This window comes from Pseudomonas kairouanensis (genome assembly GCF_004682055.1).
Lineage (GTDB): Bacteria > Pseudomonadota > Gammaproteobacteria > Pseudomonadales > Pseudomonadaceae > Aquipseudomonas > Aquipseudomonas kairouanensis.
Genome location: NZ_QUZU01000064.1, coordinates 1 through 24,606 on the forward strand (window position 1 = coordinate 1; position 24,606 = coordinate 24,606).

Annotated in this window: 20 protein-coding genes; 7 read left to right on the plus strand and 13 right to left on the minus strand. The window is 62.3% G+C overall.

Translation table 11 applies throughout. The features are described 5' to 3' along the window. Window positions 1-292: 292 nt before the first annotated feature. From DYL59_RS29145 to DYL59_RS29200, 12 genes are all read right to left on the minus strand, one after another. Window positions 293-1,753, minus strand: coding sequence for an NAD-dependent succinate-semialdehyde dehydrogenase (locus DYL59_RS29145; RefSeq protein ID WP_135292252.1), 1,461 nt, complete (start codon window positions 1,751-1,753; stop codon window positions 293-295). A 117-nt stretch (window positions 1,754-1,870) separates the two neighbouring features. Then, window positions 1,871-3,028 (minus strand): acetylornithine deacetylase, encoded by a 1,158-nt coding sequence (gene argE / locus DYL59_RS29150; protein WP_135292253.1) that lies wholly within the window; start codon window positions 3,026-3,028, stop codon window positions 1,871-1,873. Then, complete coding sequence (locus DYL59_RS29155; protein ID WP_135292254.1) at window positions 3,025-4,179, minus strand: NAD(P)/FAD-dependent oxidoreductase; 1,155 nt, start codon at window positions 4,177-4,179, stop codon at window positions 3,025-3,027. Before DYL59_RS29155 ends, argE begins: the two co-directional genes overlap by 4 nt. Then, window positions 4,176-5,552 (minus strand): FAD/NAD(P)-dependent oxidoreductase, encoded by a 1,377-nt coding sequence (locus tag DYL59_RS29160; protein WP_135292255.1) that lies wholly within the window; start codon window positions 5,550-5,552, stop codon window positions 4,176-4,178. Before DYL59_RS29160 ends, DYL59_RS29155 begins: the two co-directional genes overlap by 4 nt. Then, window positions 5,534-5,842: a (2Fe-2S)-binding protein gene (locus DYL59_RS29165; RefSeq protein WP_135292256.1), complete on the minus strand. Its 309-nt coding sequence runs from the start codon at window positions 5,840-5,842 to the stop codon at window positions 5,534-5,536. The genes DYL59_RS29160 and DYL59_RS29165 overlap by 19 nt, the downstream gene beginning before the upstream one ends. After that, a complete protein-coding gene (locus DYL59_RS29170) occupies window positions 5,839-7,680 on the minus strand; it encodes an ABC transporter ATP-binding protein (RefSeq protein WP_135292257.1) in 1,842 nt (613 codons plus the stop codon). The genes DYL59_RS29165 and DYL59_RS29170 overlap by 4 nt, the downstream gene beginning before the upstream one ends. Before the next feature lies 1 nt (window position 7,681). After that, on the minus strand, window positions 7,682-8,557 hold the full coding sequence (locus DYL59_RS29175) for an ABC transporter permease (protein WP_135292258.1): 876 nt from the start codon (window positions 8,555-8,557) through the stop codon (window positions 7,682-7,684). Then, window positions 8,554-9,510: an ABC transporter permease gene (locus DYL59_RS29180; RefSeq protein ID WP_122486689.1), complete on the minus strand. Its 957-nt coding sequence runs from the start codon at window positions 9,508-9,510 to the stop codon at window positions 8,554-8,556. Before DYL59_RS29180 ends, DYL59_RS29175 begins: the two co-directional genes overlap by 4 nt. A gap of 19 nt (window positions 9,511-9,529) precedes the next feature. After that, window positions 9,530-11,167, minus strand: a complete 1,638-nt coding sequence (locus tag DYL59_RS29185; protein ID WP_135292259.1) for an ABC transporter substrate-binding protein — start codon at window positions 11,165-11,167, stop codon at window positions 9,530-9,532. 88 nt (window positions 11,168-11,255) lie between these two features. Further along, complete coding sequence (locus tag DYL59_RS29190) at window positions 11,256-12,530, minus strand: NAD(P)/FAD-dependent oxidoreductase (protein ID WP_135292260.1); 1,275 nt, start codon at window positions 12,528-12,530, stop codon at window positions 11,256-11,258. A 21-nt stretch (window positions 12,531-12,551) separates the two neighbouring features. Continuing rightward, complete coding sequence (locus DYL59_RS29195) at window positions 12,552-13,220, minus strand: haloacid dehalogenase type II (protein ID WP_135292261.1); 669 nt, start codon at window positions 13,218-13,220, stop codon at window positions 12,552-12,554. A gap of 452 nt (window positions 13,221-13,672) precedes the next feature. Then, window positions 13,673-15,148, minus strand: a complete 1,476-nt coding sequence (locus DYL59_RS29200; protein ID WP_135292262.1) for an aldehyde dehydrogenase family protein — start codon at window positions 15,146-15,148, stop codon at window positions 13,673-13,675. A 227-nt stretch (window positions 15,149-15,375) separates the two neighbouring features. Between DYL59_RS29200 and DYL59_RS29205 the strand changes: the two genes are divergently transcribed. After that, window positions 15,376-16,218: a GNAT family N-acetyltransferase gene (locus DYL59_RS29205; RefSeq protein WP_135292263.1), complete on the plus strand. Its 843-nt coding sequence runs from the start codon at window positions 15,376-15,378 to the stop codon at window positions 16,216-16,218. A gap of 22 nt (window positions 16,219-16,240) precedes the next feature. Beyond that, window positions 16,241-16,954: a cupin domain-containing protein gene (locus DYL59_RS29210; RefSeq protein WP_135292264.1), complete on the plus strand. Its 714-nt coding sequence runs from the start codon at window positions 16,241-16,243 to the stop codon at window positions 16,952-16,954. 3 nt (window positions 16,955-16,957) lie between these two features. Here the strand turns inward: DYL59_RS29210 and DYL59_RS29215 are convergent, their stop codons facing one another. Then, window positions 16,958-17,446, minus strand: coding sequence for an Hcp family type VI secretion system effector (locus DYL59_RS29215; RefSeq protein ID WP_135292265.1), 489 nt, complete (start codon window positions 17,444-17,446; stop codon window positions 16,958-16,960). Between the two features lie 186 nt (window positions 17,447-17,632). On the opposite strand from DYL59_RS29215, the gene DYL59_RS29220 reads away from it, so the two are divergent. From DYL59_RS29220 to DYL59_RS29240, 5 genes are all read left to right on the plus strand, one after another. Beyond that, the gene (locus DYL59_RS29220) at window positions 17,633-18,547 is read left to right on the plus strand and encodes an Ssp4 family T6SS effector (RefSeq protein ID WP_135292266.1); all 915 of its coding nucleotides are present in this window, start codon (window positions 17,633-17,635) and stop codon (window positions 18,545-18,547) included. Further along, window positions 18,544-19,053 (plus strand): hypothetical protein, encoded by a 510-nt coding sequence (locus DYL59_RS29225; RefSeq protein WP_135292267.1) that lies wholly within the window; start codon window positions 18,544-18,546, stop codon window positions 19,051-19,053. The genes DYL59_RS29220 and DYL59_RS29225 overlap by 4 nt, the downstream gene beginning before the upstream one ends. Before the next feature lie 24 nt (window positions 19,054-19,077). Further along, complete coding sequence (locus DYL59_RS29230) at window positions 19,078-20,217, plus strand: hypothetical protein (RefSeq protein WP_135292268.1); 1,140 nt, start codon at window positions 19,078-19,080, stop codon at window positions 20,215-20,217. Between the two features lie 301 nt (window positions 20,218-20,518). Beyond that, the gene (locus DYL59_RS29235; protein WP_135292269.1) at window positions 20,519-22,789 is read left to right on the plus strand and encodes a TonB-dependent receptor; all 2,271 of its coding nucleotides are present in this window, start codon (window positions 20,519-20,521) and stop codon (window positions 22,787-22,789) included. 9 nt (window positions 22,790-22,798) lie between these two features. After that, window positions 22,799-24,364 (plus strand): alkaline phosphatase D family protein, encoded by a 1,566-nt coding sequence (locus tag DYL59_RS29240; protein ID WP_135292270.1) that lies wholly within the window; start codon window positions 22,799-22,801, stop codon window positions 24,362-24,364. Window positions 24,365-24,606 lie beyond the last annotated feature (242 nt).

Sequence of the window (24,606 nt, forward strand, 5' to 3'; positions counted from 1 at the left end):
CTCGCGAAAGCGGTGGGTCAGCCAACAAATGCATCGACTGACACTCAATCTTCGCGAGCAAGCCTGCTCCTACAGGGGATCGGTGGTGTGCTCAATTCCCAAGCCCGCTACAGATCAAAATGTGGGAGCGGGCTTGCTCGCGAATGCGGTGGGTCAGCCAGCACATGCATCGACTGACACTCAGTCTTCGCGGGCAAGCCCGCTCCTACAGGGGATCGGTGGTGTACTCAATTACCAAGCCCGGCACAGATTCAAATGTGGGATTGGCGGTGTACTCACTCCCCAGTAACTGTCAGTTCAAGCCACCAATATGGAAGGCTTTGACTTCAAGGTATTCATCCAGGCCGTACTTGCTGCCTTCACGGCCCAGGCCCGATTGCTTGATACCGCCGAACGGCGCGACTTCCATCGAGATAATCCCGGTGTTGAGCCCCACCATGCCGAATTCCAGGGCCTCGCCGAAACGCCAGGAGCGCTGCAAATCCTGGGTGAAATAGTAGGCGCCCAGGCCATAGGGCGTGGCGTTGGCCAGGGCCAGCGCCTCGGCTTCAGTGCTAAAGCGCATCAAAGGCGCCACCGGGCCGAAGGTTTCTTCGTTGGCCAGCAGCATGCCGGCGTGGGCATCGCCCAGTACCGTGGGTTGTACAAACTGGCTGTCGCCACCGGGGATCGTGCCGCACAGCAGCTTGGCGCCCTGGCTCAACGCGTCGTCGATATGCCGCGCCACCTTGTTCACCGCCGCCGGGTTGATCAGCGGGCCGATGGTCACGCCGTCTTCCAGGCCGTTGCCGACCTTGAGCTTGCCTACCTCCTCCACCAGCCGTGCAGCAAAACGCTCATAGATGCCGTCCTGCACCAGGATGCGGTTGGCGCACACGCAGGTTTGCCCGGCATTGCGGAATTTACTGATCATCACCCCGGCCACCGCCTGTTCCAGGTCGGCGTCGTCGAACACCACAAACGGTGCATTGCCCCCCAGTTCCAGGCTCAGGCGCTTGATGTGTTCGGCGCTCTGGCGCATCAGCAGGCGGCCAACGGCAGTGGAGCCAGTGAAAGAGATCTTGCGTACCGCAGGGTTGCCGGTCAGTTCTTCACCGATACCGGCAGGCAGCCCGGTGATCACATTGAAGACTCCCGCCGGAATGCCCACGCGCTCGGCCAGTACCGCCAGCGCCAAGGCCGACAGCGGCGTAAGGTCCGAAGGCTTGACGATGATCGGGCACCCAGCCGCCAACGCAGGCGCGCATTTGCGGGTGATCATCGCATTGGGGAAATTCCACGGCGTGATGGCGGCGCACACGCCTACCGGTTGCTTGAGCGTCAGCAGGCGCCGATCACCGCTGGGTGCGGGCATGGTTTCGCCGTAGACCCGGCGCGCTTCCTCGGCGAACCATTTGACGAAGCCTGCGCCGTAGCGCACTTCACCCTTGGCTTCGTTGAGGGGCTTGCCCTGCTCGCTGGTCATGATCAGCGCCAGGTCGTCGAGGTTGTCGAGCATCGCCTGGAACCAGCGCTCCAGCAGCGCCGCACGCTCGGCCGCCGGGCGTACACGCCAGGCGGGCCAGGCGCGTTCGGCCGCTTCGATGGCGCGGCGGGTGTCCACCGCGTCCATCGCCGGTACCTTGGCGAGCAATTCGCCAGTGGCAGGGTCGTGGATGGCCAAGGTGGCGCCGCTGTCGGCAGCGATCCACTGGCCGTCTACATAAGCGAGTTCAGCCAGCAGGCTGGGGTCTTGCAAGCGAGTGTTGAGCATGGTCGAGTCCTGATCCGAGACAGCCTCCAGTCTAGGGAGCCGCCACGGATAAGGATGCCGAAAGCGTGGTTTCAGCAGCGTGCCGTGCTGAATTGAAGCCCAGGACGGCAGGCTCTGCTACGCCTTCAACGAGCCCAACAACCCTTGCAGAAAGTGCGCGCCGGCGTCCATTTGGCTGATCTCGATAAACTCGTCGGGCTTGTGCGCCTGCTCGATAGAGCCCGGCCCGCAGACCACCACCGGCACGTCCAGGCGCTGCTTGAACAGACCGCCTTCGGTGCCGAACGAAACTTTGGAGGTGCCGACATCCGGCGCGGCGAATTGCTTGAGGAAACTCACCGCCTCCACCGTGGGGTGGGTTTCCAGGCCGGGGTAGACGTTGAGGGTTTCGATCTCGATGGCGGCCACGCTGGAGAGCTTTTGCGCCTCACGCACGATCACTTCGGCGCGCTCGCGCATCTGGTCGAGGAACTGGTCCAGGTCGTCCGCCGGCAAGTTGCGCACTTCGAAATCCAGGGTGCACAGGTTGGGCACGATGTTCAGCGCCTTGCCACCGACAATCTGCCCCACATGCACGGTGCTGTAGGGCACGTCGTAGTCGTGGTCCTGGGCGCCGTGCTGTTGCAGTTGACGCTGGCTCTCGCGCAGGGCGGCGATAAAGTCGCAGGCCACGTGAATGGCATTGACCGAACGCGGCGCCAGCGACGAATGCGCCTCCAGGCCGCGACAGTAGGTGCGGTAGGAGCCCTTGCCCTTGTGGCCGAGCACAAATTGCATATTGGTCGGCTCGCCGATCAGGCACAGGAACGGGCGCACCGGCGCCAGGTGCAGCACGTCCAGCAGGCGGCGCACACCCACGCAGCCAATCTCTTCGTCGTGGGACAACGCCAGTTGCAGCGGGCGCGTGAGGTTGTGGTCGGCGGCGTCGAGCATGGCATCAATGGCCAGGGCGATAAAGCCCTTCATGTCGCAGCTGCCACGCCCGTAGATGCGCCCGTCCTGCACGGTGGCGGCGAACGCGGGAAAGGTCCACGCCTGCCCCGCCGCCGGCACCACATCGGTGTGGCCAGAGAGCAACACGCCGGGCTGTTCCTTGGGCCCGGTGCTGGCGAACAGGTTGGCCTTCTTGCCGCTTTCGTCCTGAACGATCAGCGACTCGATGCCCTTGGTGAGCAACAGGTCGCGCACGTAGTGGATCAGCGCGAGGTTGGATTGCGACGACACCGTGTCGAAGGCCATCAACTGCTTGAGAATCTCTAAAACGCGGGGGGTCATGAGGCCTGGCTCCGTTGTGCGTCAGGTAAGGCAAAGCGCGTAATGGAAAACGGCGCGATGGGCGTGCAGGTGGCGCCGGTGCTGAGCAGTTCGGCCATCACATCACCCACGCCGGGGCCAAGCTGGAAGCCATGGCCGCAAAAACCGAAGGCATAGAACAACCCATCGACGGTGCCGCTGGGGCCCATGATCGGCAGCGAGTCCGGCAGGTAGCCTTCGATGCCGCTCCACACGCGGATGATGTTCAGGTTGGCCACGCCCGGCAGCAGGCGACGCATCTGGCTGATCTGGTTGAGGATGCTGCGCGGCTCCACGTAGGCGCGGCGGTTTTGCATGTCGGGCTTGCTGCGGTAGCCGCCGCCAATGACGATATTGCCGCGTGGAATCTGGCGGAAGTAGATCACCTCTTCGGGGATCTTGGTGTACACGCCGATCACCGTGGGCAACGCGTAGGGTACCGGCTCCGTCACCGCCATTTGCGGGCCATGGGTGTCCAGAGGCACCGGCTCGCCGAACTGGGCCGAGAGCTTCTGGCCCCAGGCGCCGGCGGTGATCAGCAGTTGCGCGGCGTGGAACTGGCGGCCATCGGTAGTGGTGATGTGGAAATCAGCGCCGACTTTCTGCACCTCGGCGACCTCGGTGCGTTCTTCAATCTGTGCGCCCAGGCGAATGGCGGCGCGAGCAAAGGCCGGTGCGGCCAGGCGCGGGTTGGCGTGGCCGTCGTGGGGTGCGTAGGAGCCGCCCTTCACGTCCGGGCCGAGGAAGCCAAAACGCTTGTGCAATTGGGCACCGCGATAGATTTTCAAATCCAGCTCAGCGGCTTCCGGCGCCGCCGCATAAGCTTCCAACTCGGCGATCTCGTCTTCGCGATAACACACACGCATATGCCCGCTGGGGATGAACTCCAAATCATCGTCGATCAGCTCCGGCAGGCGTTTCCACAGCGCCCACGAACGGTTGGCCAGAGCCAATTGGCCGAGAAAGCGCCCCTGACGGCGCACGTTGCCAAAGTTGACGCCACTGGCGTATTGGCCGATCTGGTCGCGCTCCAACAGGATCACCGACTGCCCGCGCCTGCGCAGAAAAAACGCCGTGGCCGCGCCCATCAGGCCACCGCCGACGATCACTACATCTGCTTTTTGCACACTCATGGCGCAACCTCTTCAGTGAGCAGCGACAAGGGTTTGACTGGCGCCTGGCCGCGCTGACGGCCGACTTCCTGCACCTGCACTCCGGCGCATGCCGCGATCACTTCGGCGCCCGCCTGGGAGCAATAACGCCCCTGGCAACGGCCCATGCCCACACGGCTGAAAGCCTTGGCACGGTTGACTTCACAGGCGCCCTTTTCGTTCACCGTGCGGCGTAGCTCGCCGGCACTGATCATTTCGCAGCGGCACACGATGGCGCTGTCGGGCAGCGCCTTGGCCTGTTCGCTGGGCCAGGGGAACGCTTCGGCCAGGCCGAGGCGGAATTGGTCCATCACTGCCAAAGCTTGCTGCTGTTCGTCACGCAGGCCCGCGTTCACCGGCAGTTTCAAATCTTCCAGCAACGCCAACGCCACCAGGCGCCCGGCGTGTTCGGCGGCATCGGCGCCACGAATTTTTGCGCCGTCACCGGCGGCGTAAACACCCTTGACCGAGGTACGCCCCAGCCCATCGGTATCCAGCCACCATTGGCTGGAGGCCTGATCAAACGCCATGGCGCAACCGGCCAAGTCCCCGAGTTGGGTTTCCGGGCGCAGGTGATAACCCAGGGCGACGGCATCGGCCTGCACCGTCTCGGTCTTCCCGCTTCCCGTGGAGAAGCGCACACCCATCACCCCCTCTTTAGCGTCTCCCAAAACCTGCAAAGGCTTGATCCCCAGGTGCACCGCGACCTTGGCGCGATACAACTGCGCCAACAGCTTAAGGCCGGTGAACAACACAGCGGGCCGCGCCAGCAATTTCGGCAACGCCTTGATGCGCAGGCTTAAGGGCGAGGTATCCAACACCGCCGCAACAACCGCGCCGGACTTCACATATTGGCTGGCCACCAGGTACAACAACGGCCCGCTGCCCATGAACACCACGCGATGACCGATGGACACGGCCTGGTTTTTCAGCGCGATCTGCGCCCCGCCCAGGCTGTAGGTGCCTGCCAGTTGCCAACCTTCGATGGGCATCAAACGGTCGGTGGCGCCGGTGCACAGGATCAGCGCGTCGTAATCCACCGTGCTGTGGCGGCCTTGGCTCACGCAGCACAACTGGCCCGGTGTGAGGTTCCACACCAGGGTATCGGGGCGGTAGTCGATGGCTTCGCGCAGGCGGTCGAAACTCTGGTGCAGGGCGTGGGCCTTGGCGGCTTCGCTGCCGTACAAGGTGGTGTAGTCGCGGGTAAAACCTGCAGGTTGGCGGCGGTAAATTTGCCCGCCGTCGCGGCGATTTTCATCGATCAGGATCGGCTTGATGCCCGCCGCCAACAGTGTTTCGGCGCAACGCACACCGGCCGGGCCCGCGCCGATGATGACTACCCGTGCAGTGGCCATATTGCCTCCGGTTGTGTGGTGACAATGTCCAGGCCTTCGCGCACTTCGTTGGAACATGCGCGCAGGCGCTCGCCGCTGCGGGTCCACACCCAGCAGTCCTGGCAGGCGCCCATCAGGCAGAAACCGGCGCGGCGCCCGCTGTCGAATTCCGATTGGCGCAGCGCCGTGCCTTGGGTCAGCAGCGCCACCATCAGGGTATCGCCCTGCAAAGCCTCGATAGGCGCGCCATCCACGGTCAAGCTGACCGTCGGCCGGCCCGTTTCGGCCAGCCTCACAAAACGCCCGCTCATGCGTAGGCTCCCAAACTGAGGGTGGTGACGCCCTGCTGCGTTTCGAGCAGTCGGGCGCCGTCGTGGTGACAGAGGATTTCACCGCCGTTTTCCAGGGTACGGCGGTTCGGCGCGGTGCGGTTGCACAGGCCATCGACGCGCACCGGGCAGCGATTGAGAAAGGTGCACAGTTCCGGCACGTTGGCGCGCTCGCCAATCGGCGGCAATGCACCGCAGGTGGTGCCGCAATTTTCCAGCCAGCCCTGGCGCAGCTCCGGCACCGAGTGAATCAGCAGGTCGGTATACGGATGGAACGGCGCTTCGCTGAACGACTGGCGGCTACCCGCCTGGACCTTGTGGCCGCTGTACATCACCACAATGTCGTCGCACAGCGCGCGTACGGTGGAGATGTCGTGGCTGATAAACAGGTAGGACACGCCCAGTTGCTGGCGCAGGTCGCGCAGCAGTTCCAGGATGGCCGCGCCGACCACGGTGTCGAGGGCCGAGGTGACTTCATCGCACAGGATCAAATCCGGTTTGGCCGCCAGCGCACGGGCCAGGTTGACCCGTTGCTTTTGCCCGCCAGACAGTTCACTCGGGCGGCGCTCGGCCAGGGCTCGCGGCAGGCGCACCAGGTCGAGCAATTCGCCGATGCGCGCCTGCAACGCGGCGCCCTTGAGGCCGAAGTACATTTTCAGCGGGCGGCTGAGGATGGTCGCCACGCTGTGCATCGGGTTCAACGCGGTGTCGGCGTTCTGGAACACCATCTGGATGCGGCGGAACTGCTCGGGGGTGCGCTCCGACAGGCTGGCGCCCAAGGGTTGGCCGTCAAACGTCAGGCCGCCCAGTGCAGGCGTCAGCAGCCCCGCGACCACACGGGCCAGGGTGGACTTGCCCGAGCCCGACTCGCCGATCACGCCAATGGCCTGGCCACGGCGCACGGTGAGGTCGATATCCTCCAGCACGCGGATCGACGGCATGCCTTGCAGGTTCTTGTTGCCGTAGCCAGCCGTGAGGCCGCTGATGGTCAGCAGCGGCGCGTCTTCGGCAATGCCGCAGGGCGGGCGGATGGTGGTGTCGGGGCGCGCAGCGGCCAGCAGGCTGCGGGTGTATTCATGGCTCGGGCCCTTGAGCAGCGGCGCGGTGGCGCTTTGTTCAAGGATTTGCCCGCCATTGAGCACCACGATCTGGTCGGCCATTTGCGCCACCACCGCCAAATCGTGGGACACGTACACCGCCGTGGCGCCGCGCTCGCGCACCACGCGTTTGAAAGCGCGCAGTACGTCGATCTGGGTGGTCACGTCGAGTGCAGTGGTCGGCTCATCCAGCACCACCAGCAACGGGTCGCTGATCAGCGCCATCGCCGCCATCACCCGTTGCAGTTGCCCGCCGGAGACCTGGTGCGGGTAGCGTTGGCCGATGCGCTCTGGGTCTGGCAGGGCCAGGTCGCGAAACAGGCCGATGGCCTTGGCTTGCAGCTCGGCGCGGCTGCCGAGGCCGTGGATCAAAGCGCCCTCCACCACTTGGTCGATGAGTTTTTTCGCCGGATTGAACGCCGCCGCCGCGCTTTGGGCGATATAGGACACGCGGTTGCCGCGCAGGCCTTGCAGCTGTTTTTCGCTGAGGGCGAGCATGTCGTGATCGCCCACCTGCACCACGCCGCCGGACAAGCGACAGCCGCGCCGGGCATAACCGAGCAAGGCCAGGGCAATGGTGGTCTTGCCCGAGCCGGACTCGCCGATCAGCGCCAGCACTTCACCTTTTTCCAGGGCGAAGCTTACGCCCTTGACGATCTCCACCTCGCCGCGCTCGCCACAGGCGACCACGCGCAGGTCTTGCACACGAATCAATTCGCTCATTTCAATGGCCTCCCGTGCGGCGACTGCGTCGGGATGACAGTCTGTCGATAAACAAATTCACGCCAATGGTCAGGGTGCCAATGGCCAACGCCGGCAGCACAATCGCCGGTGCGCCTTGCCCCAGGCCGCCGATGTTTTCCCGCACCAGCGAACCCAGGTCGGCATCCGGTGGCTGCACGCCCAAGCCCAGAAAGCTCATGCCACTGAGCAGCAGCACGATAAAACCAAAGCGCAGGCCCAGGTCGGTGAGCACCGGGTTGAGCATGTTCGGCAAGATCTCCACACAGGCGATATACAAGCGCCGTTCGCCACGGGTGCGAGCCACTTGCACGTATTCCAGGGCTTCGATATTCACCGCCATGCTGCGGGCGATACGGAAGGCACCGGGGCTGAAGCTGAGCACGGCGGTGCAGATGAGCAACGTCACCGACGAACCGAACGCTGACACCATGATCAGCGCCAGCATCTTGCTCGGGATCGAGATGAACGCGTCCATCAGGCGGCTGATGATTTCGTCCAGCCATTTGGGCGAGACCACCGACAACAACGCACAACCGGTGCCCAGGCCGCTGGCCAGGATCGCCGCCACCAAAGCAAGGCCGACGGTGAACCGCGCCCCTACCAGCACGCGGCTGAGCATGTCGCGGCCCAGGTAGTCGGTGCCAAACGGGTACGCGGCGCTCAGGCCCTCAAAGATATTGTCAGAGACCACTTCACCCACCGGGTGCGGCGCCAGCCATGGGCCGAACAGCGCCACCAGCAGCCAGATCACACACACCGCAGCGCCCACCAGACCGAGCCACGAAGGCCCGCTGGAGACCTTGCCCGCCGACAGGTCGGGGGTGGCAGGCGTAGATTTCACAATGAGATTGTTCATTGGTTTCTCAGCCTCGGGTTGGACAGGATCGCGCACAGGTCGGCCAGCAGCACCAGGCCCAGGTAAGCCGCGCAGAACAACATGGTGCAGGCTTGAACCAGCGCCATGTCACGGTTGGTCACCGCATCGACCATCAGGCTGGCGATGCCGGGGTAGTTGAAGATCGTCTCGACAATCACCACCCCGCCCAGCAGGTACGACAGGCTCAGAGCGATGGCGTTGGCAATCGGCCCGATGGCATTGGGCAGCGCGTGTTGCAGCACGATGCGCACCGGGCCGACGCCTTTGAGGCGAGCCATTTCCACGTAGGCGCTGTCGAGTTGGTCGATCACGGCGGCGCGGGTCATGCGCGCCATTTGCGCGACGATCACGCAGCACAGGGTCATCACCGGCAAGGCGTAGGTGCGCATGAATTGCAGCGGCGAGGTGATGTCGCTGGCATAGGACAACGCCGACAGCCAGCCCAGGTTCACCGCAAAAATCAGCACCGCCAGGGTCGCCACCAGAAACTCCGGCACTGCCACCATGGCCAGGGTGACAAAGCTCAGGAAGCTGTCGATGCGCCCGCCCCGGCCCATGGCCGAGCCGATGCCCAACACCAGCGCCACCGGCACCGACACCAGCGCGGTGGTGGCCGCCAGCATCAGGGTATTGGGTACGCGCCCAGCCATCAGCTCACCCACCGGCATGGCGTTTGACACCGACACGCCCATGTCGCCGCTGAGCAAACTCATCAACCAGTGCAGGTAGCGCAGCACACCGGGTTGGTCCAACCCCAGTTTCAGGCGCAGGGCCGCCACCTGTTCGGGGGTGGCGAACTGGCCCAGGGATTGTTGCGCCGCGTCCCCTGGCAGCACGGCCGTGATCGCAAACACGACCATCGACACGATCAACAAGGTCACGACCCCGGCACCCAGGCGCCGGCCGATCAACCACAGCGTATTGCTATTCATCGCCCTGCCCTCACTGTGTTCACGCGTCCAGCCACACCTGCTCGGCGAACATGTAGCCCATGAAACCGCCCAGCGGGTTGGAGTCGTAGCCCTTGATGCGCTGGTCCACACCGTCGATGTTGCTGATAAACACCGGTACGCCGATGCCGCTGTGGTCGTGCACCAGGGTTTGCATGTCGGCGTACATCTTGGCGCGCTTGGCGTCGTCGGTTTCGCCACGGGCCAGCATCAGCAACTGGTCAAACTGGTCGTTCTGCCAGCCGGACTCGTTCCACGGCGCCTTGGACTGGAAGAACTGCGAGAACATCACGTCGGCATTCGGCCGTGGGTTGATGTTGCCGAAGCTCAGCGGGTGCTTCATCCAGTGGTTCGACCAGTAGCCGTCACTGGGCAAGCGGTTCACATCCAGCTTGAGCCCGGCCTGCTTGGCCGATTGCTGCAACAGCACGGCGATGTCTACCGAACCGGTGGCGGCGGGCGATGCCATGACGGGCATGGTGATGCTTTCCATACCGGCTTTTTTCAGCAGGAACTTGGCTTTTTCCGGGTCGTAGACGGTTTGCGGCAGGTCGGCGTTGAAGTAGCGCGAGCCCGGTGCAATCGGGTGGTCGTTGCCCACCACGGCAAAGCCTCGGAACACGGCGGACTTGACCTGTTCGCGGTCGAGCAGCAGTTTCATGGCCTGGGTGAAATCGGCGTTTTTGCCCGGCAACTGGTCTTGGCGGATGATCAGGTCGGTGTAGTTGCCCGACGGCGCATCAACCACGCGATGCTTGGCACTGGCCGCAATGCGTGTGGTAGAACGCGGGTTGACCTCGTTGATCATGTGCACGTCGCCCGACAGCAGCGCGTTGACCCGTGAAGGTTCGTCGCCGATGGCGATGAACTCGATCTCGTCCAGGTACGGCAGGCCCGGTTTCCAGTAGTTTTTGTTGCGCACGGCAATCGAACGCACGCCGGGCTTGAACTCGCCCACGGTGAACGGGCCGGTGCCGATGCCTTTGTTGAAGTCGGTGGTGCCTTCGGGAACGATCAACAGGTGCGACACCGCAAGGATCGACGGCAACTCGGCGTTGGGCGCGCTGAGGCGGATCTGCACTTCGTTGGGGCCGCGGGCAGTGATCTCGGTGACTTGCTCCATCAGCGGCATGACCTTGGAGCCGGTGAGCGGGTCTTTGTGGCGGCTCAGGGAGAACACCACGTCAGCGGCGGTGAGGCTCTTGCCGTTGTGGAAGGTCACGTCTTTACGCAGGGTGATGGTCCACAGGGTGGCGTCGGTGTTGTCGATGCGCTCGGCCAGTTCCAGTTGCGGCACCAGATGCTTATCGAAACGGGTCAGGCCGTTGTAGAACATGAAGTGGCGCACGTAGTCGGTGGACAACGCGCCCTTGGCCGGGTCGAGGGTATCGGCGGTGGAGCTGGACATGCCGGCTACACGGATCTTGCCGCCGGGCTTGCCCTTGCCGGCGGTGGCGGCTTCATCAGCGAACAGCTTGCCGGCGGCGCCAAACAAGCTGCCTGCGCCAGCAGCGGCCACACCGGCCACGCCAAGCATCTGCAAGGCGTTGCGGCGCGACATGCCGCGATTGAGGCTTTCGAAGACCCGCAGGCTGTCTTGGCCGGAGATAAGCTCGGGGGTGTTTTTGTTGTCAGTCATATCAAGGCTACCTGTCGATAATCGGAAGAATCGAGTGCTGCGGATGTCCGCAGCGTCCTGGAAACGCAAACGACGGTGACGCAAGAACTCAGTGCAGATAATCCTGAAAGCGGTAGTAAGCACCCACAAAGGGCAGGAACCAGGGCTTGCCGAAATGCCCCGGAATCGCCGGCCAGTCCAGCTCGCCCCACGGGTTGGCCGCTGCGTTGCCAGCCATGACCTCGGCCATCACCTGGCCCATGTGCACCGACATCTGCACGCCATGGCCGCTGTAGCCCATGGAGTGGAACACGCCGCCATGTTGGCCGGCGCGAGGCAGGCGGTCGGAGGTCATGTCCACCAGGCCACCCCAGCAGTAGTCGATCTTTACGTGGGCCAGTTGCGGGAACATGTTCAGCATCGCCGCTTGCAGCACCTTGCCGCTCTTGGCGTCGGAGACGCTGTCAGACATGGCAAACCGTGCACGCCCGCCAAACAGCAGGCGGTTGTCCGGGGTGAGGCGAAAGTAGTTGCCGATCATGCGGCTGGTCACATACGCCCGGTGCTGGGGCAGCAATTGATCGATCAGGGTTTGGGGCAAGACTTCGGTGGCAATCACAAAACTGCCCACTGGCACGATGCGTCGGCGGTACCAGCCCAGGTCGCCATGCTGGCAGGCGCCGGTGGCCAACAGCACTTGCCCGGCGTGCAGCGAACCCTTGGCAGTGTTGACCTGGTAACCGTTGGCCTGGGGTTTCCAGTCCTTGACCTGGGTGTGTTCGTAAATCATCGCGCCGTTACGCGCCGCCGCTTCGGCCAGGCCCACACCAAAACGGCCGACATGCATCTGTACGCCATTGCGTTGCAGCAGGCCGCCGTGAAACTGCGCCGAATTGACCTCAGCACGGGTTTGCGCGGCGCTGAGCAGTTCCACATCGGCATCCACTTCCTTGCGGATCAGCTCGCAGGTGCGGGCCAGGCCGTCGTAATGCATCGGCTTGGCCGCCAACTTGAGCTTGCCGTTGCGCACCAGGTCGCAGGCGATGCCCTCTTGCTCCACCACTGAAACCACGGTTTGCACCGCACTTTCATAGGCCTGGTAATAGGCACGGGCTTTGGCCGCACCGAGGCTGGCGTGCAGCCCGGCGTAATCCTGGGCCACCCCGGTGTTGCACTGCCCACCGTTGCGCCCGGAGGCTTCACCGATCACACGCCCGGCGTCGAGCACCACCACGCTTGCGCCCTTGAGCGCCAACGCCCGCGCTGCTGCCAGGCCGGTGAACCCACCGCCCACCACCGCCACATCGACCTGCCGGGGCAAGCCGCCCAACTGGGCACCGGTAAACGCCGGTGCGGTGTCGAGCCAATAGGATTCACTGCCCATGTCTTACCCCTTGGTGTGCGATTACAGGCCGACCAGCCCAGCCAGCCCACCGATATCGGTGATCTGGCGGTACTCGTAGAACGCATTGGCCGGAACTTCATGGCCACGCGCTACAAACGCCTTGTTCTTGATCTTCATGTCATGGGCCGGCATCAGGTCATAACGGAAGCTTGAAGACACATGCAAGATGTCTTCCGGGCCGCAACCCAGGTTGTCGAGCATGAACTCGAACGCCGCCAGACGCGGTTTATAGGCCTGGGCCTGTTCGGCGGTGAACACCTTGTGGAACGGCGCACCGAGCTTGTCGACGTTGGACATGATCTGGCTGTCGCTGGCGTTGGAGAAAATCACCAGGGGGATCTTGTCGGCGATTTTCGACAGGCCTGCCGGTACATCCGCATGGGGGCCCCAGGTGGGTACCGCGTCGTAATACAGCTGGCCTTCTTCGCGGTAGTCGATACCCCAGCGCTTGCAGGTACGGGCCAGGGCGGTCTTGAGGATTTCGTCGTAGGGGCGCCAGTCGCCCATGACCTGGTCGAGGCGGTAGGCGGAGAAGTCCTTGACGAACTGATCCATCTGCTCAGGCTTGATGCGGTCGGCGAAGATCTCGCGCGTCATGGTGCCCATGTGGAAGTTGGTCAGCGTACCGTAGCAGTCGAACGTAATGAATTTGGGACGAAGAAAGCTCATTGAGTGCGGTCCTGGAGTTCGTTGAGTGTGACTAGCGTTCGCTGCCATGGCGGCGCGTCGGCCTCAAAGCAGCACAGGTTCATTACACCACTGTGAAATAAGCATATGCCGTCTAAAACGACCTGTACTCAATACAAACCACCGTTTTGGGGGTAAGGCTCAGCAGACTTTGCGGTGCGCGCCAGGCTTGGGCAGGGCCAGTGTTTGTGCGCTTTTAGGGGGCTTTACCGGGCGGGAGGCTTGAGAATGGGGGGTTGGCGCGCCAAAACCTGAGCTGGACGCAGTGTTTTATGCGGTGGCGGGCGTAGCAGGGTATTTCAGGGGTATGCAGATCAAAATGTGGGAGGGGGCTTGCCCCCGATGGCGGTGGGTCAGCTACAAATTTCTCAGCTGGCACTCCCTCATCGGGGGCAAGCCCCCTCCCACATTTGATCCGTGGTTTGAGCAGAAATTTAGAGTGATTCGATATCGATCAGCACGCTCTTAAAGCGCAGGTTGGCTTCAAACGCTTCCCGGCCCAAATCCTTGCCGATCCCGGAACGCTTGTACCCACCAGTGGGCAGGATGTAGTCATTGCTGCGGCCATACCGATTGACCCACACGGTGCCCACTTCCAGCCGTCGTACCAGGCGCAACGCACGATTGATATCTGCCGTGTGCACCCCCGCCGCCAGTCCATAGGTGGCATGGGTGGCCAAACTCAATGCCTCTTCTTCAGTATCAAATGCCTGGATCGTCAACACCGGCCCGAAGATCTCCTCACACACCGCCGGGTTCGCCTCATCAACCCCGGTCAACAATGTAGGCCGGTAATAAGCGCCGCCCAGCCCGTCGAACAACCGGCCGCCACTCAACACTTCGGCGCCGGCCTGAACAGAGCGCTGCACAATCGCGTCGATCCGACTGGCCTGCAAACGCGAAATGATCGGCGACAAGGTGCTGTCCGGCGCCCAGGTCGGTCCTGGTTTCAAGCCTTCGAAATAGCCCTGCAAATGCTCGATGAACGGCGCCATGATCGACCGCTCGATCAGCAAGCGCGAGCCCGACACACACACCTGCCCCGCATTGCCGGTAATCGCCAGCGCCACCGTGCGTGCAGTCTTGGCAATGTCCGGCACATCGGCAAACACCAGTTGCGGGCTTTTGCCCCCCAGTTCCAGGGTCACCGGTTTGGGGCCGATCAACGCGCAGGTGGACATGATGCTGGACCCGGTGGCGGTGGAGCCGGTAAACGTCACCTTGCCAATACGCGGGTGGCGGCACAACGCGTCGCCAGTGGTGCGACCATCGCCCTGCACCACGTTGAAAATCCCCGCTGGAATCCCCGCCTGCAACGCCAGTTCGGCAAAACGCAGGCTGGAAAACGGCGTCAGCTCCGAAGGCTTGAGCACCACCGCATTACCCGCTGCCAACGCCGGGGCGACTTTCCACGAGGCCATGCTCAGGGGGAAGTTCCACGGTGCAATCGCGGCAATCACACCGTAGGGCTCAGCCATTTGCATCCCTAGGCGATCGGTCTGGGTCGCTGCCACGCTGCCGCCATGCTTGTCGGCCAACTCGGCAAAAAAGCGGATCCCTTCGGCGACATAGGGAATGTCCCAGGCAATCACATCCTTGTGCGGCCGGGTCGAGCCCACGGCCTCCAGCGGCGCCAATATCGCGGCGTCGGCTTCGATCAGGTCGGCCCAGCGCCGCATCACCCGCGCCCGCTCGCGGGGTGGGCGGCTGGCCCAGTCGCTGCGGGTAAAGGCCTGCCAGGCAGTGTTGACGGCTTCGTCCACTACATCGGCATCCGCCACCGGCAACTCGGCATACGTGGCGCCATCCGAGGGCCGCACCACGTCCAGGCCGGGGGCGGCGTCACGGTATTGGCCGCCGATAAAGTGGGCGCTGCGCACAGCGATAAGGCGAGGGTCGAAGCTGTCCATGGGGTACTCCAGAAGGGTCACGGTGCGTGAAAACGCAGGCCTCCATCGTAGAAAAAATCCCCTGGCATTTGCTGCTGACCTCAGGGTGCATTTAAGTAGTAACTGTGGTCTTGTGGCGTGCGGCATGCGGAATATGCCGAATGTTGGCAGCCCTCTTGCCAGGGTTTCGGGCAGGTGGGATACAGGCATTCTCGTGCTGTACACACATCGTTTTATGGAGGCTCGCCATGTCCCACCCCGCTTATGTCTACCGCCCGATGACGGAGGCCGACCTGCCCGCCGCCCATGCGCTGTCGGTGCAACTCAAATGGCCCCATCGCCTGGAAGACTGGGCGATGCTACAACGGGTCAGCGACGGTTTTGTGGTGCTCGATGGTGAGCGCTTGATCGGCAGCGCCTTCACCTGCCCCCAAGGCGACTACGCCACCATCGGCCTGGTGATCGTCAGCAATGACTACCAGGGCCAGGGCATCGGCCGTCGCCTGATGGAAAAGGCCCTCGCCGCCTGCGGCACACGTACACCGATGCTCAATGCAACACTGGCGGGCGCACCGTTGTATGAAAGCCAGGGCTTTGTCGAATTCGGCCGGGTGCAACAACATCAAGGCCAGGCAATCGTGCCCGCGTTGCCGGAACTGGCCGCCGGTGAAACCTGCCGCCCACTGCACGCCGATGATCACGCCGCGCTACTGGCCCTGGCCAAAGCCGCCAGCGGCCTGGACCGTCGCGAAGTCCTGCGGGATTTGCAGGTGGAACACGCCGTGGGCATCGAGCGCGACGGCACGCTGCGTGGTTTTGCCCTGCTGCGGCCGTTCGGGCGTGGGCGCTGCATTGGCCCAGTGGTGGCCGAGAACATCAACCAGGCCAAATACCTGATCGCGACGTTGCTGGCCCAGGTGCCGGACGCCTTCGTGCGCATCGACATCCCCGTGGCGTGCGGCCTGAGCGACTGGCTCGAAGAAGCTGGCCTGAAGAACATCGACACCGTCGCCCAGATGGCCCTGGGCACCCCGCCCCGGTCCAGCCAGGGCGTGTACCCGTTTGCCCTGATCACCCAGGCGATTGGCTGACTTTTATCCCGGAGCACTTCCCATGTCATCACCCCAGATCCTGCTGTTGGCGCGCGCCGACGGCAGCCGCGTTGCCACGTCCCTCAACCCGGCGGCCTTGAGTGCGCTGGACCCCTTCGGCGACAACCGCCAATTGGCCTGGCGGGGCGACGACGGCGTGTCGGCTGGCCTTGTACAGTTCAGTGGTAACGCAGTGGTCGAAAACTTCCCCCACTGCGAAACCCTGGTGGTGCAAGCCGGCCACGTCGTACTCAGTAGCGCAGGGCAAACCCTTGAACTGGGCATTGGTGACAGCGCCGTGATCGGCCGCGGCACCCGCCTGAACGTACAGGCAAGCAGCGCCAGCGAGTGGGCCTTTTGCGCCGTGGACCTGGCTGACGCGCCCTCGCGTCCAGGCCTCACGCCACTGCCCGCCCACACACTGCTCAACCCATCTGCGGCACCGGAAGCACAGATCCTGATCGGCCCCGCGCCACAGTGCCGCGCATTCAACCTGTTCGACGACGAGCACACCGAACTGCGCGTCGGCCTCTGGGACTCCACCCCCTACGCCCGCCACGGCCGGCCGCACAAGTTGCATGAGTTGATGTACCTGATCGAAGGCCGGGTGACCCTCACGGATGACAACGGCGCCGAAGTGACAGTGAACACCGGCGACACCGTATTCGTGGCCAAAGGTGCGCCATGTGCCTGGAGCAGTTCGGTGTATGTGCGCAAGGTGTATGCGGTGAAGTGAAGGTCAAACCTTCACGTTCTGCCGAATATTCCACCCAAACTTCACCGGCCCACCGTCCTTGGCGCCATCGGCTTTTTGCGGCTGGTAGCTGACTTCAACAGTGGCGAAGTTCAAGGAAATGCTCTCGTGCAGCACATCGGCGCCCGGCTGCGCGCCGGTGCCGTAGGACACCACCATCACCTCCTTCAAGGTGATCACCAGGTACTCCACCGGGCTGGCCCCGCCAGCCTTGCGCACCACCAACCGCGCCTCGGGGTAATGCTTGCCGCTGGCGCAGGCCATCATCAGGTTGGGGCTGGATTTGTCCAAAGGCTTCGTCAGGTTCAGGTTGGCCACATTGACCTTGCCTGCCCCGCCGCCGCCACCGCTATGCATGGAGCCCGTCTGCGACAACCCCCAGGCCCATTCGGTGATGTCAATCTCATCGCGATGCGCCTGGTCCCGTGATTCACCCTTGATATCGCCCAGCTTCAAAAACATATCGACGGCCATGTTGGCTCCCTGTCCTTGTCCGCGCCTGAAGTGACGCGGGGCGAACTTTTCCCGATCTGCCAGGGTGCCGACAAGCCGGAAAAGTGGGATCGGGAAGTGCCTCTCTCGATAAAGCGAAGCTTCCGACATTCATCTGTTCTACGGCGTCTTTACTCTCTCGACTCCCCAACAACCAGGAGTTAAGGAATGACGACCGCCCTGCTCAGAGATGGATTTCCCTCGGCCCATCGCACTACACGCCAACGCGTTGAAAGCAGCATTGACCTACGCCGCTTGTTCGCCGCCATCGATGCCGACCCGGCGTTGATTGGTGCGGGGGTGGTGTATATCGATGCGGATTTCAATGTGGTGACCCTGCGTGAGTTTCAACCGGTGTGCAGGGTGCAGCCGATCAAGGTTGTGTTGCGTGAGGCGCCGCGTGCTGTGGGGGCGGTGGAATTTCACCGGATGTTGGAGCATGAGCCGAGGGAGTCGGAGTGGGTGGCGGAGGCGATAAATACGACAGTGGCCTGTGCGGGAGCGATACTAAGTTGGGTCGTGGTGACGAGTGGGGTGGCGTTGATGCCGTTCACGGCAGGGACAAGTGCAGTGATTTCGTTTATCGGCAAAGCCGCTGCTGTTGCAAGTACCGTTCAATGCATCGCTGGCGCTTTACGAACGGGATCGGAGGCGGCCTTTCCCGAGCTGAATGACTATCTGGATAACGAAGCCTGGTACCAGGCAGCAACCGCTGTGCTGGATGGAATTTCGTTGCTAGGCGTCGCTACATCAGCACTGGTCACGATGAAAGTCATCACCCTAACCACGAAAGCCAGCGGAAAAACTACTCTCCAAGTCCTCAAGGGCCTTACGCGGCAAGAGCGAACCAGACTGAACAATGAGTTGCTGAAGATTCGAGATCCTAGGTTGACGCCTAAGTTGCTCAAGCTCGAAAAAGCTTCCGGGAATGTTACCAAACGCATTAGCGCCACACGAATGCAACAGGCGACAGCCGTCCACATATTGGATGTCGCAGCAGCCTCACTGAGTTTCACCAGCAGTACAGTGTCTGGAAACACCAGGACATTGGCCTTGGGGATTTACGAGGAGGTCAGCCGGTGAACAGCCAAAAGAAAACAAAAAAAAATGGCTATTACTCAGCAGCTTTCATCGAAAATCCCTGGCAGTTGCTCAAACGCTATATGCCCCTGATCGGCATCGACGCTATTGTCGGGTGTTGTTCGATCGCGTTGGCTGCGATTCTGGCGACGCTAACGTATCTCGCAACTTACACCGTAGACGTTATCGCCAAGACAGCTTTCATAGGAGGCATGGGCTTGGGTGCAGCGTTCGCACTTGCTAAAGCAGAAGTCCTATATGGCCGTATTCATTGGGTCTGGGTAAACGTAGCGGTCTATTGCTTCTGTTTTCTAACCTCACTGCCATCAATCATCTACAAGCCCGATACTTACCTCTACTCCACTGCCCTGCTCTGCCCGCTCGTTGGCCTGCTAATCCTCAACAGCCCCCGCTGCCGCGAACTACGCCGCAAAATGGTCGAAGTCCGCCACAAGCGTGAAGACATCATCGCTACCCTGAAAAAACAAGGCCGCTGGAAAGGGTGGTAACGCCCACACAAACAAGGACACCCCATGCAAGACATCCCTGACATCCTCCGCCAATTCAGTGCCGAAGGCGCCACCCACCTCTATTCAAGCCCGCCCTCGGTACTCACCCCCGCCGATCTGTACCGGGCCAAACATGACGTGGACTACCGCGACTTGATCACCGGCAGCAATATCTACCTGATCACCGCCCGGCCTCGGGTGTTGATCAGTGCGCAGAATATTCTGCTGATGGGTCGCTCAGCCCACGGCCATTTCCTGGTGATGGATGAGCACGGCGTTCAGGTGATTCCGTTTCGGTATGACATCCCACCGATCAATGCCAGCGATGATGAAGACATCGAACAGGTGCTCGTCGCCCCCAACGGCACCTGCCTGATCGTCATCACCGCCTCAAGGCAACGAACCGTCGCCGCCCATATGGTGGCGAGCACTGCCGAGAGCGATTTGCAGATCAAGCACCGCGACATGCAGGTGCTGTATGTCGGCCAGGGAATCGGCAAGGTACATGCGCGAACGGCGGTCGACCGGTTGTTGAACCACACCACCTTGCAACGCATCCTCGCCGAAACCTCGACCAATAGCCCGGAGCTGGAAATTTCCCTGCTGCTGTATCGCTTTGAACACGGGCGCACCGTGATTTGCAACGGCGGTGATTTCAACATCGACCCCACTGCCACCGGCGAACAAGAGGCCGCGCACTTTGAGCGGTTGCGTAAGGTGTCCTTGAACAGAAACGAGGTGATTTCACTGGCCGAAGCTGCGCTGATCAACCACTTCAAGCCGCACTACAACACCCAGCTCAAATCCACCAACTTCGCCGCCAGCCAAAAGATCGTCGCGCTGAAAAAACTCCTGGCCAAAGGCATTACCGGCCTCACTGTGGAAATTTCAACAGCGAACATCAACGCCCGCCTGGGCACCGCCGCTGCATTGCCAATGGACCTGGAGGAACTGCTGCCCGCCTATGCGCTGGAGGGTGTCTACCTCAACACCGATCAGCAAAAACAGGCCTGGGCTGAACAGTTACACCTTATGGCCCACACGCACTTGGCAAGCTTTGCGCTGACCACGCCCCACGAGCGCGAGACGTTCATGCATGGCATGGTGTGGCTTGGGGAGAGCGAGCGAGAGCAACTCTGGCCGCTGCATGGCAAATCCGAATAGCCGTGTTTACTTGTGGCAAGGGGGCTTGCTCCCTCGCCACAGGTAAATCGTTGGACATCCTGGCAAAGCCACAGGCTGTTGATTGCGTAACAACCTGCCTACCGAATGTTGCATTAGCAACCCCGCGACCGACCACTCCGAATAAACCTTAATAATTTCAGTTACTTAATTATGACAAAATGATGGCACATAGCTTGCTATCAACCTCCCCAGCTTACTCTTCAAAGAGCGGCCCCTGCGCGATGGGACGGCATACCGCCTGCCCCGCGCTCAAGAATGGAATTTCTTAAGGGACCTTGCCATGCACTCGCTGCTTCGCAACCATCGCTACACCAAACCTGCCCGACCTTTTGTGCTTGCCAGTGCGCCCTTCATGGCGCTGTTGGCCGGTGATGCCCTGGGGGCTGAAACCCCGACCACCACCGCCCTGCCCCAGGTCACGGTCACTGCCCAACGCCATGAAGAGTCGGCCCAGGATGTGGGCATCGCGCTCACGGCCCTCAGCGGCCAAGACCTGCAGAACAAGGGCGTGACCAACGTCAATGAGCTGCAGAACTACGTGCCCAACCTCGATATCGCGCCGCAGTACGGCGGCGGCAACCCGCTGTTCCGAATTCGCGGCGTGGGGCTCAAGGACTACGGCAGTAACAACACCTCAACCGTAGGTGTATACCTGGATCAAGTCGCGCTGCCCTACCCGATCCAGACCCAGGGCCAGCTGTTCGACCTGGAGCGCGTCGAAGTACTGCGCGGCCCACAAGGTACGTTGTACGGCCGCAACAGCACCGCCGGGGCGATCAACTTCATCACCAACAAACCCACCCGTGACTTCCACGGCGGGCTGACCACCAGCTACGGTTCCTACAACGCCAGTAACGTCGAAGGCTTCCTCTCCGGCCCGTTGACCGACACCCTGCGCGGGCGCCTGTCGTTTATCACCGAGCAAGGCGGCGCCTGGCAGGACAACCGCGTCACCGGGCAAAGCCTGGGCGACAAGGACAACACCTCGGTGCGCGGCCAGTTCGACTGGGACGCCACGCCGGATATCAATTTCAACCTCACCGTGCATGCCGGCCAGGACAAGTCCGACAGCCGCGGCTCGTACCTGTACCAGGGCCTGACCCCCAACGCTCGCGGCGCGGGCTACTCGGCCATCAGCCCGGAGAACAACGGCAAAAAAACCGGCTGGGGCCTCACCCCAGGCTTTGCCAAACTCACCGGGCTGTCGGTGGGCGACAAACCCCATCGGGACAACGACAACACCGGCTTCGCCCTGACCGGCACCTTTGACCTGAACGACCATTTGAGCGTTACCAGCATCACCGCGTCCGACCGTTTCCGGCGTCGCGAATACATCGACTGGGACGCCTCGGTGATCCCTCAATCCGATGAGTATTTCGACTCGAAGATCGAAGTGTTTTCCCAGGAACTGCGCCTGGCCTCCCACGACAACGAACGTTTCAACTGGCAGACCGGCCTGTACTTCGCCCAGGACCGCCTGGACGAAAACTTCTACTCGGATTTCAGCGCCAACCTGGGCTACGGCACCTACACCTCCTACACCCAAAAATCCAACACCTACAGCGCCTTTGCCCAGGGCGACTACCGGCTCACCGATGACTTGAAACTGATCGTCGGCATTCGCCAGGAGAAGGAACACCGCGAACTGGAAGACTTTGCCACCCAGCGCATCCTGGTCAACAGTGGCGTGTACAGCCTCGGCCAACTGAGCTTCCCGGCGGCCGACAGCGACCTGGACAGCAACTCCACCTCCTGGAAACTCGGCCTGGAATACCAGCTCACCCCATCGACCCTGCTGTATTCCACGGTCAGCCGGGGGATCAAGTCCGGTGGCTTTACCGCCTACAACTCCAGCTATGCCGAGCAGATTGCACCGGTCAAGCCGGAGAAGCTGCTGGCCTATGAGGTGGGCTTCAAGAGCGACCTGAGCGACACCCTGCGCTTCAACGGTTCGGCGTTCTACTACGACTACCGTGACCAGCAATACCAGTCTCAGGTATGGATCAGCCAGCCGGTGGGCAACGTTGGCCGCTTGGTGAATATTCCCAAGTCGAAGATCTACGGCTATGAACTGGAACTGCAATGGGAACCGGTGTCGGGCCTGACCCTGGGCCAATACTTCGGCACCAAGAAAGGCAAGTACGTCGACTACCAAGGCCTCAACAGCACCGCCACCCGCGCCGTGGGCTTTGCCTACCCGGTGTACACCGACTTTTCCGGATCCAGCCTGACCAACTTCCCCAAAATCAGCTACGGCGGCCAGTTGCAGTACGTGTGGGACGTGGGCGGCTTCACCTTCAGCGCCGAAAGCGACTACTCGTTCCACGACCGCATCACCGGCAGCAACGGCACCACCACCCAGGCCTACTGGCTGGCCAATGCGCGACTGGGCATCACGCCCAAGGGCAGCAACTGGTGTGGCGCGCTGTGGGCACGCAACGTGTTCGACAAGAAATACGACCTGTACCACGGCTCGTTCCTGTCCAACGCGCAAATCGCCACACCGGGTGACCCGCGCACCGTGGGTGTACAGGCCAGCTATAAATTCTAGGACGCCGTCATGACTTTCGACCTCAACCGCCGCCAGGCCCTGGGCCTGCTGATAGGCGCGCCCTTGGTGCTGCGTTACGGCAGCGCCCTGGCCAACGTGGCCACGCCATTTACCCTGGGGGTCGCCAGTGGCGACCCATGGCCCGACGGCTTTGTGATCTGGACGCGGCTAAGCGCCTTGCCGCTGCTCCCCGGCAACGAGTACGCCCTGCCCGCCAGCATCCCGGTGGACTGGGAAGTGGGCCTGGATGAACACTTCCAACGCATCGCCCAGCGCGGCCGCACTCAGGCCCTGGCGGTCAACGGCCACGCGGTGCATGTGGAGCTGCGCGGGCTGCAGCCGGGCCGTGAATACTGGTACCGCTTTATCGCCCTGGGCGAGCGTGGGCCTACCGGCCGGGCGCTGACCCTGCCGGCACTGAATGCCAGGGTCGACCAGTTGCGCTTGGGCGTGGCGTCCTGCGCCCACTACGAACGCGGGCTGTTCAGCGCCTATCGGCACATGGCCAATGAACGCCCCGACCTCGTGCTGTTCCTCGGCGACTACATCTACGAATACACCAACGCCCCCGGCACCCAGGGCCTGGCCCGCTCCTACGGCGCCCCCGAGGCCAAGGACCTGGCCGGCTACCGCTACCGTTACGCGCTGCACAAAACCGACCCGGACCTGCAACAACTGCATGCCGTCGCACCGTGGATCGCCACCAGGGATGACCACGAAGTGCAGGATGATTATTCCGGCGTGTCCTCCAAGGACCCGAGCGTGACCTTTGCTGCGTTCCAGCAACGTCGGGCGGCAGCCTATCAAGCGTTCCTGGAAAACATGCCACTGCGTCGTCCGCCGTTGGGCAGCAACGGCAGCCCACAGATTTATCGACGCTTTACCTATGGCGACCTGGCGGCAATTCCGGTGTTGGATGGCCGCCAATATCGCTCGCGCCAGCCGTGCTACCAGGCACCTAATTTCGGCAAGGGCCATATGGAGTTGAGCAGTTGCGTGGACCTCGCCGACCCCAAGCGCACGTTGCTGGGGTTTGAGCAGGAACGTTGGTTGTATGACGGTTTGCGCCGCAGTGACAGCCGCTGGAACCTGCTGGCCCAGGACTTGTTGGTGGCGCCGTTGCGAGCGGACCGACCGGGTACGGACGGAGCACGTTACTGGACCGACAGTTGGGATGGTTTCCAGGCGGCGCGGGGACGCTTGATCGAGAACCTGCGCGACAGCCGGGTGGCCAATCCGGTGGTGTTGAGTGGGGATTACCATTCGTTTTGGGCCAACCATTTGTATGAACGGCCAGAGGATCCGGATTCGACATTGGTGGCGGCGGAGTTTGTGGGGACGTCGATTACGTCCAATGGGCCCAGTTATGAGGCGGTGCAGTCGATCTTGCCGGATAACCCGCAGATTCGGTTTTATGACAGCCGCCCGCGAGGGTATTTGTCGTTGGACCTGACGCCTGGGAGGTTGGAGGTGAGGATGCAGGCGATCTCGGATCGGCTGGATCCCAAGGCTACGGTTTCGACGTTGAAGCGGTTTGTGGTGGAGAGTGGGAGTCCGCGGTTGCAGGAGGTATGAGGGTTCCACCATGTCTGCGGTCCGTACAAAAGCCCCAAAGTAACCAAAGGGCTTTTGCCCCACCACTCGGCACCTCGCCTAGGCTCGGTGTGCCCGAACGAAGGCCCGCGTGGTTTGACGGGGCGCCTAAGATCAAGATCAAAAGCCAGTCTAACTGATGTATGGAGATCCAAATGTGGGAGCGGGCTTGCTCGCGAATGCGGTGTGTCAGTCAACTTATTCATTGGCTGACACACCGCATT

Excerpts from the sequence above, each read along its gene's own strand:
- DYL59_RS29145 (WP_135292252.1), bottom strand. The coding sequence starts at position 1,753 with ATGCTCAACACTCGCTTGCAAGACCCCAGCCTGCTGGCTGAACTCGCT.
- argE (WP_135292253.1), bottom strand. The coding sequence starts at position 3,028 with ATGACCCCCCGCGTTTTAGAGATTCTCAAGCAGTTGATGGCCTTCGAC.
- DYL59_RS29155 (WP_135292254.1), bottom strand. The coding sequence starts at position 4,179 with ATGAGTGTGCAAAAAGCAGATGTAGTGATCGTCGGCGGTGGCCTGATG.
- DYL59_RS29160 (WP_135292255.1), bottom strand. The coding sequence starts at position 5,552 with ATGGCCACTGCACGGGTAGTCATCATCGGCGCGGGCCCGGCCGGTGTG.
- DYL59_RS29165 (WP_135292256.1), bottom strand. The coding sequence starts at position 5,842 with ATGAGCGGGCGTTTTGTGAGGCTGGCCGAAACGGGCCGGCCGACGGTC.
- DYL59_RS29170 (WP_135292257.1), bottom strand. The coding sequence starts at position 7,680 with ATGAGCGAATTGATTCGTGTGCAAGACCTGCGCGTGGTCGCCTGTGGC.
- DYL59_RS29175 (WP_135292258.1), bottom strand. The coding sequence starts at position 8,557 with ATGAACAATCTCATTGTGAAATCTACGCCTGCCACCCCCGACCTGTCG.
- DYL59_RS29180 (WP_122486689.1), bottom strand. The coding sequence starts at position 9,510 with ATGAATAGCAATACGCTGTGGTTGATCGGCCGGCGCCTGGGTGCCGGG.
- DYL59_RS29185 (WP_135292259.1), bottom strand. The coding sequence starts at position 11,167 with ATGACTGACAACAAAAACACCCCCGAGCTTATCTCCGGCCAAGACAGC.
- DYL59_RS29190 (WP_135292260.1), bottom strand. The coding sequence starts at position 12,530 with ATGGGCAGTGAATCCTATTGGCTCGACACCGCACCGGCGTTTACCGGT.
- DYL59_RS29195 (WP_135292261.1), bottom strand. The coding sequence starts at position 13,220 with ATGAGCTTTCTTCGTCCCAAATTCATTACGTTCGACTGCTACGGTACG.
- DYL59_RS29200 (WP_135292262.1), bottom strand. The coding sequence starts at position 15,148 with ATGGACAGCTTCGACCCTCGCCTTATCGCTGTGCGCAGCGCCCACTTT.
- DYL59_RS29205 (WP_135292263.1), top strand. The coding sequence starts at position 15,376 with ATGTCCCACCCCGCTTATGTCTACCGCCCGATGACGGAGGCCGACCTG.
- DYL59_RS29210 (WP_135292264.1), top strand. The coding sequence starts at position 16,241 with ATGTCATCACCCCAGATCCTGCTGTTGGCGCGCGCCGACGGCAGCCGC.
- DYL59_RS29215 (WP_135292265.1), bottom strand. The coding sequence starts at position 17,446 with ATGGCCGTCGATATGTTTTTGAAGCTGGGCGATATCAAGGGTGAATCA.
- DYL59_RS29220 (WP_135292266.1), top strand. The coding sequence starts at position 17,633 with ATGACGACCGCCCTGCTCAGAGATGGATTTCCCTCGGCCCATCGCACT.
- DYL59_RS29230 (WP_135292268.1), top strand. The coding sequence starts at position 19,078 with ATGCAAGACATCCCTGACATCCTCCGCCAATTCAGTGCCGAAGGCGCC.
- DYL59_RS29235 (WP_135292269.1), top strand. The coding sequence starts at position 20,519 with ATGCACTCGCTGCTTCGCAACCATCGCTACACCAAACCTGCCCGACCT.
- DYL59_RS29240 (WP_135292270.1), top strand. The coding sequence starts at position 22,799 with ATGACTTTCGACCTCAACCGCCGCCAGGCCCTGGGCCTGCTGATAGGC.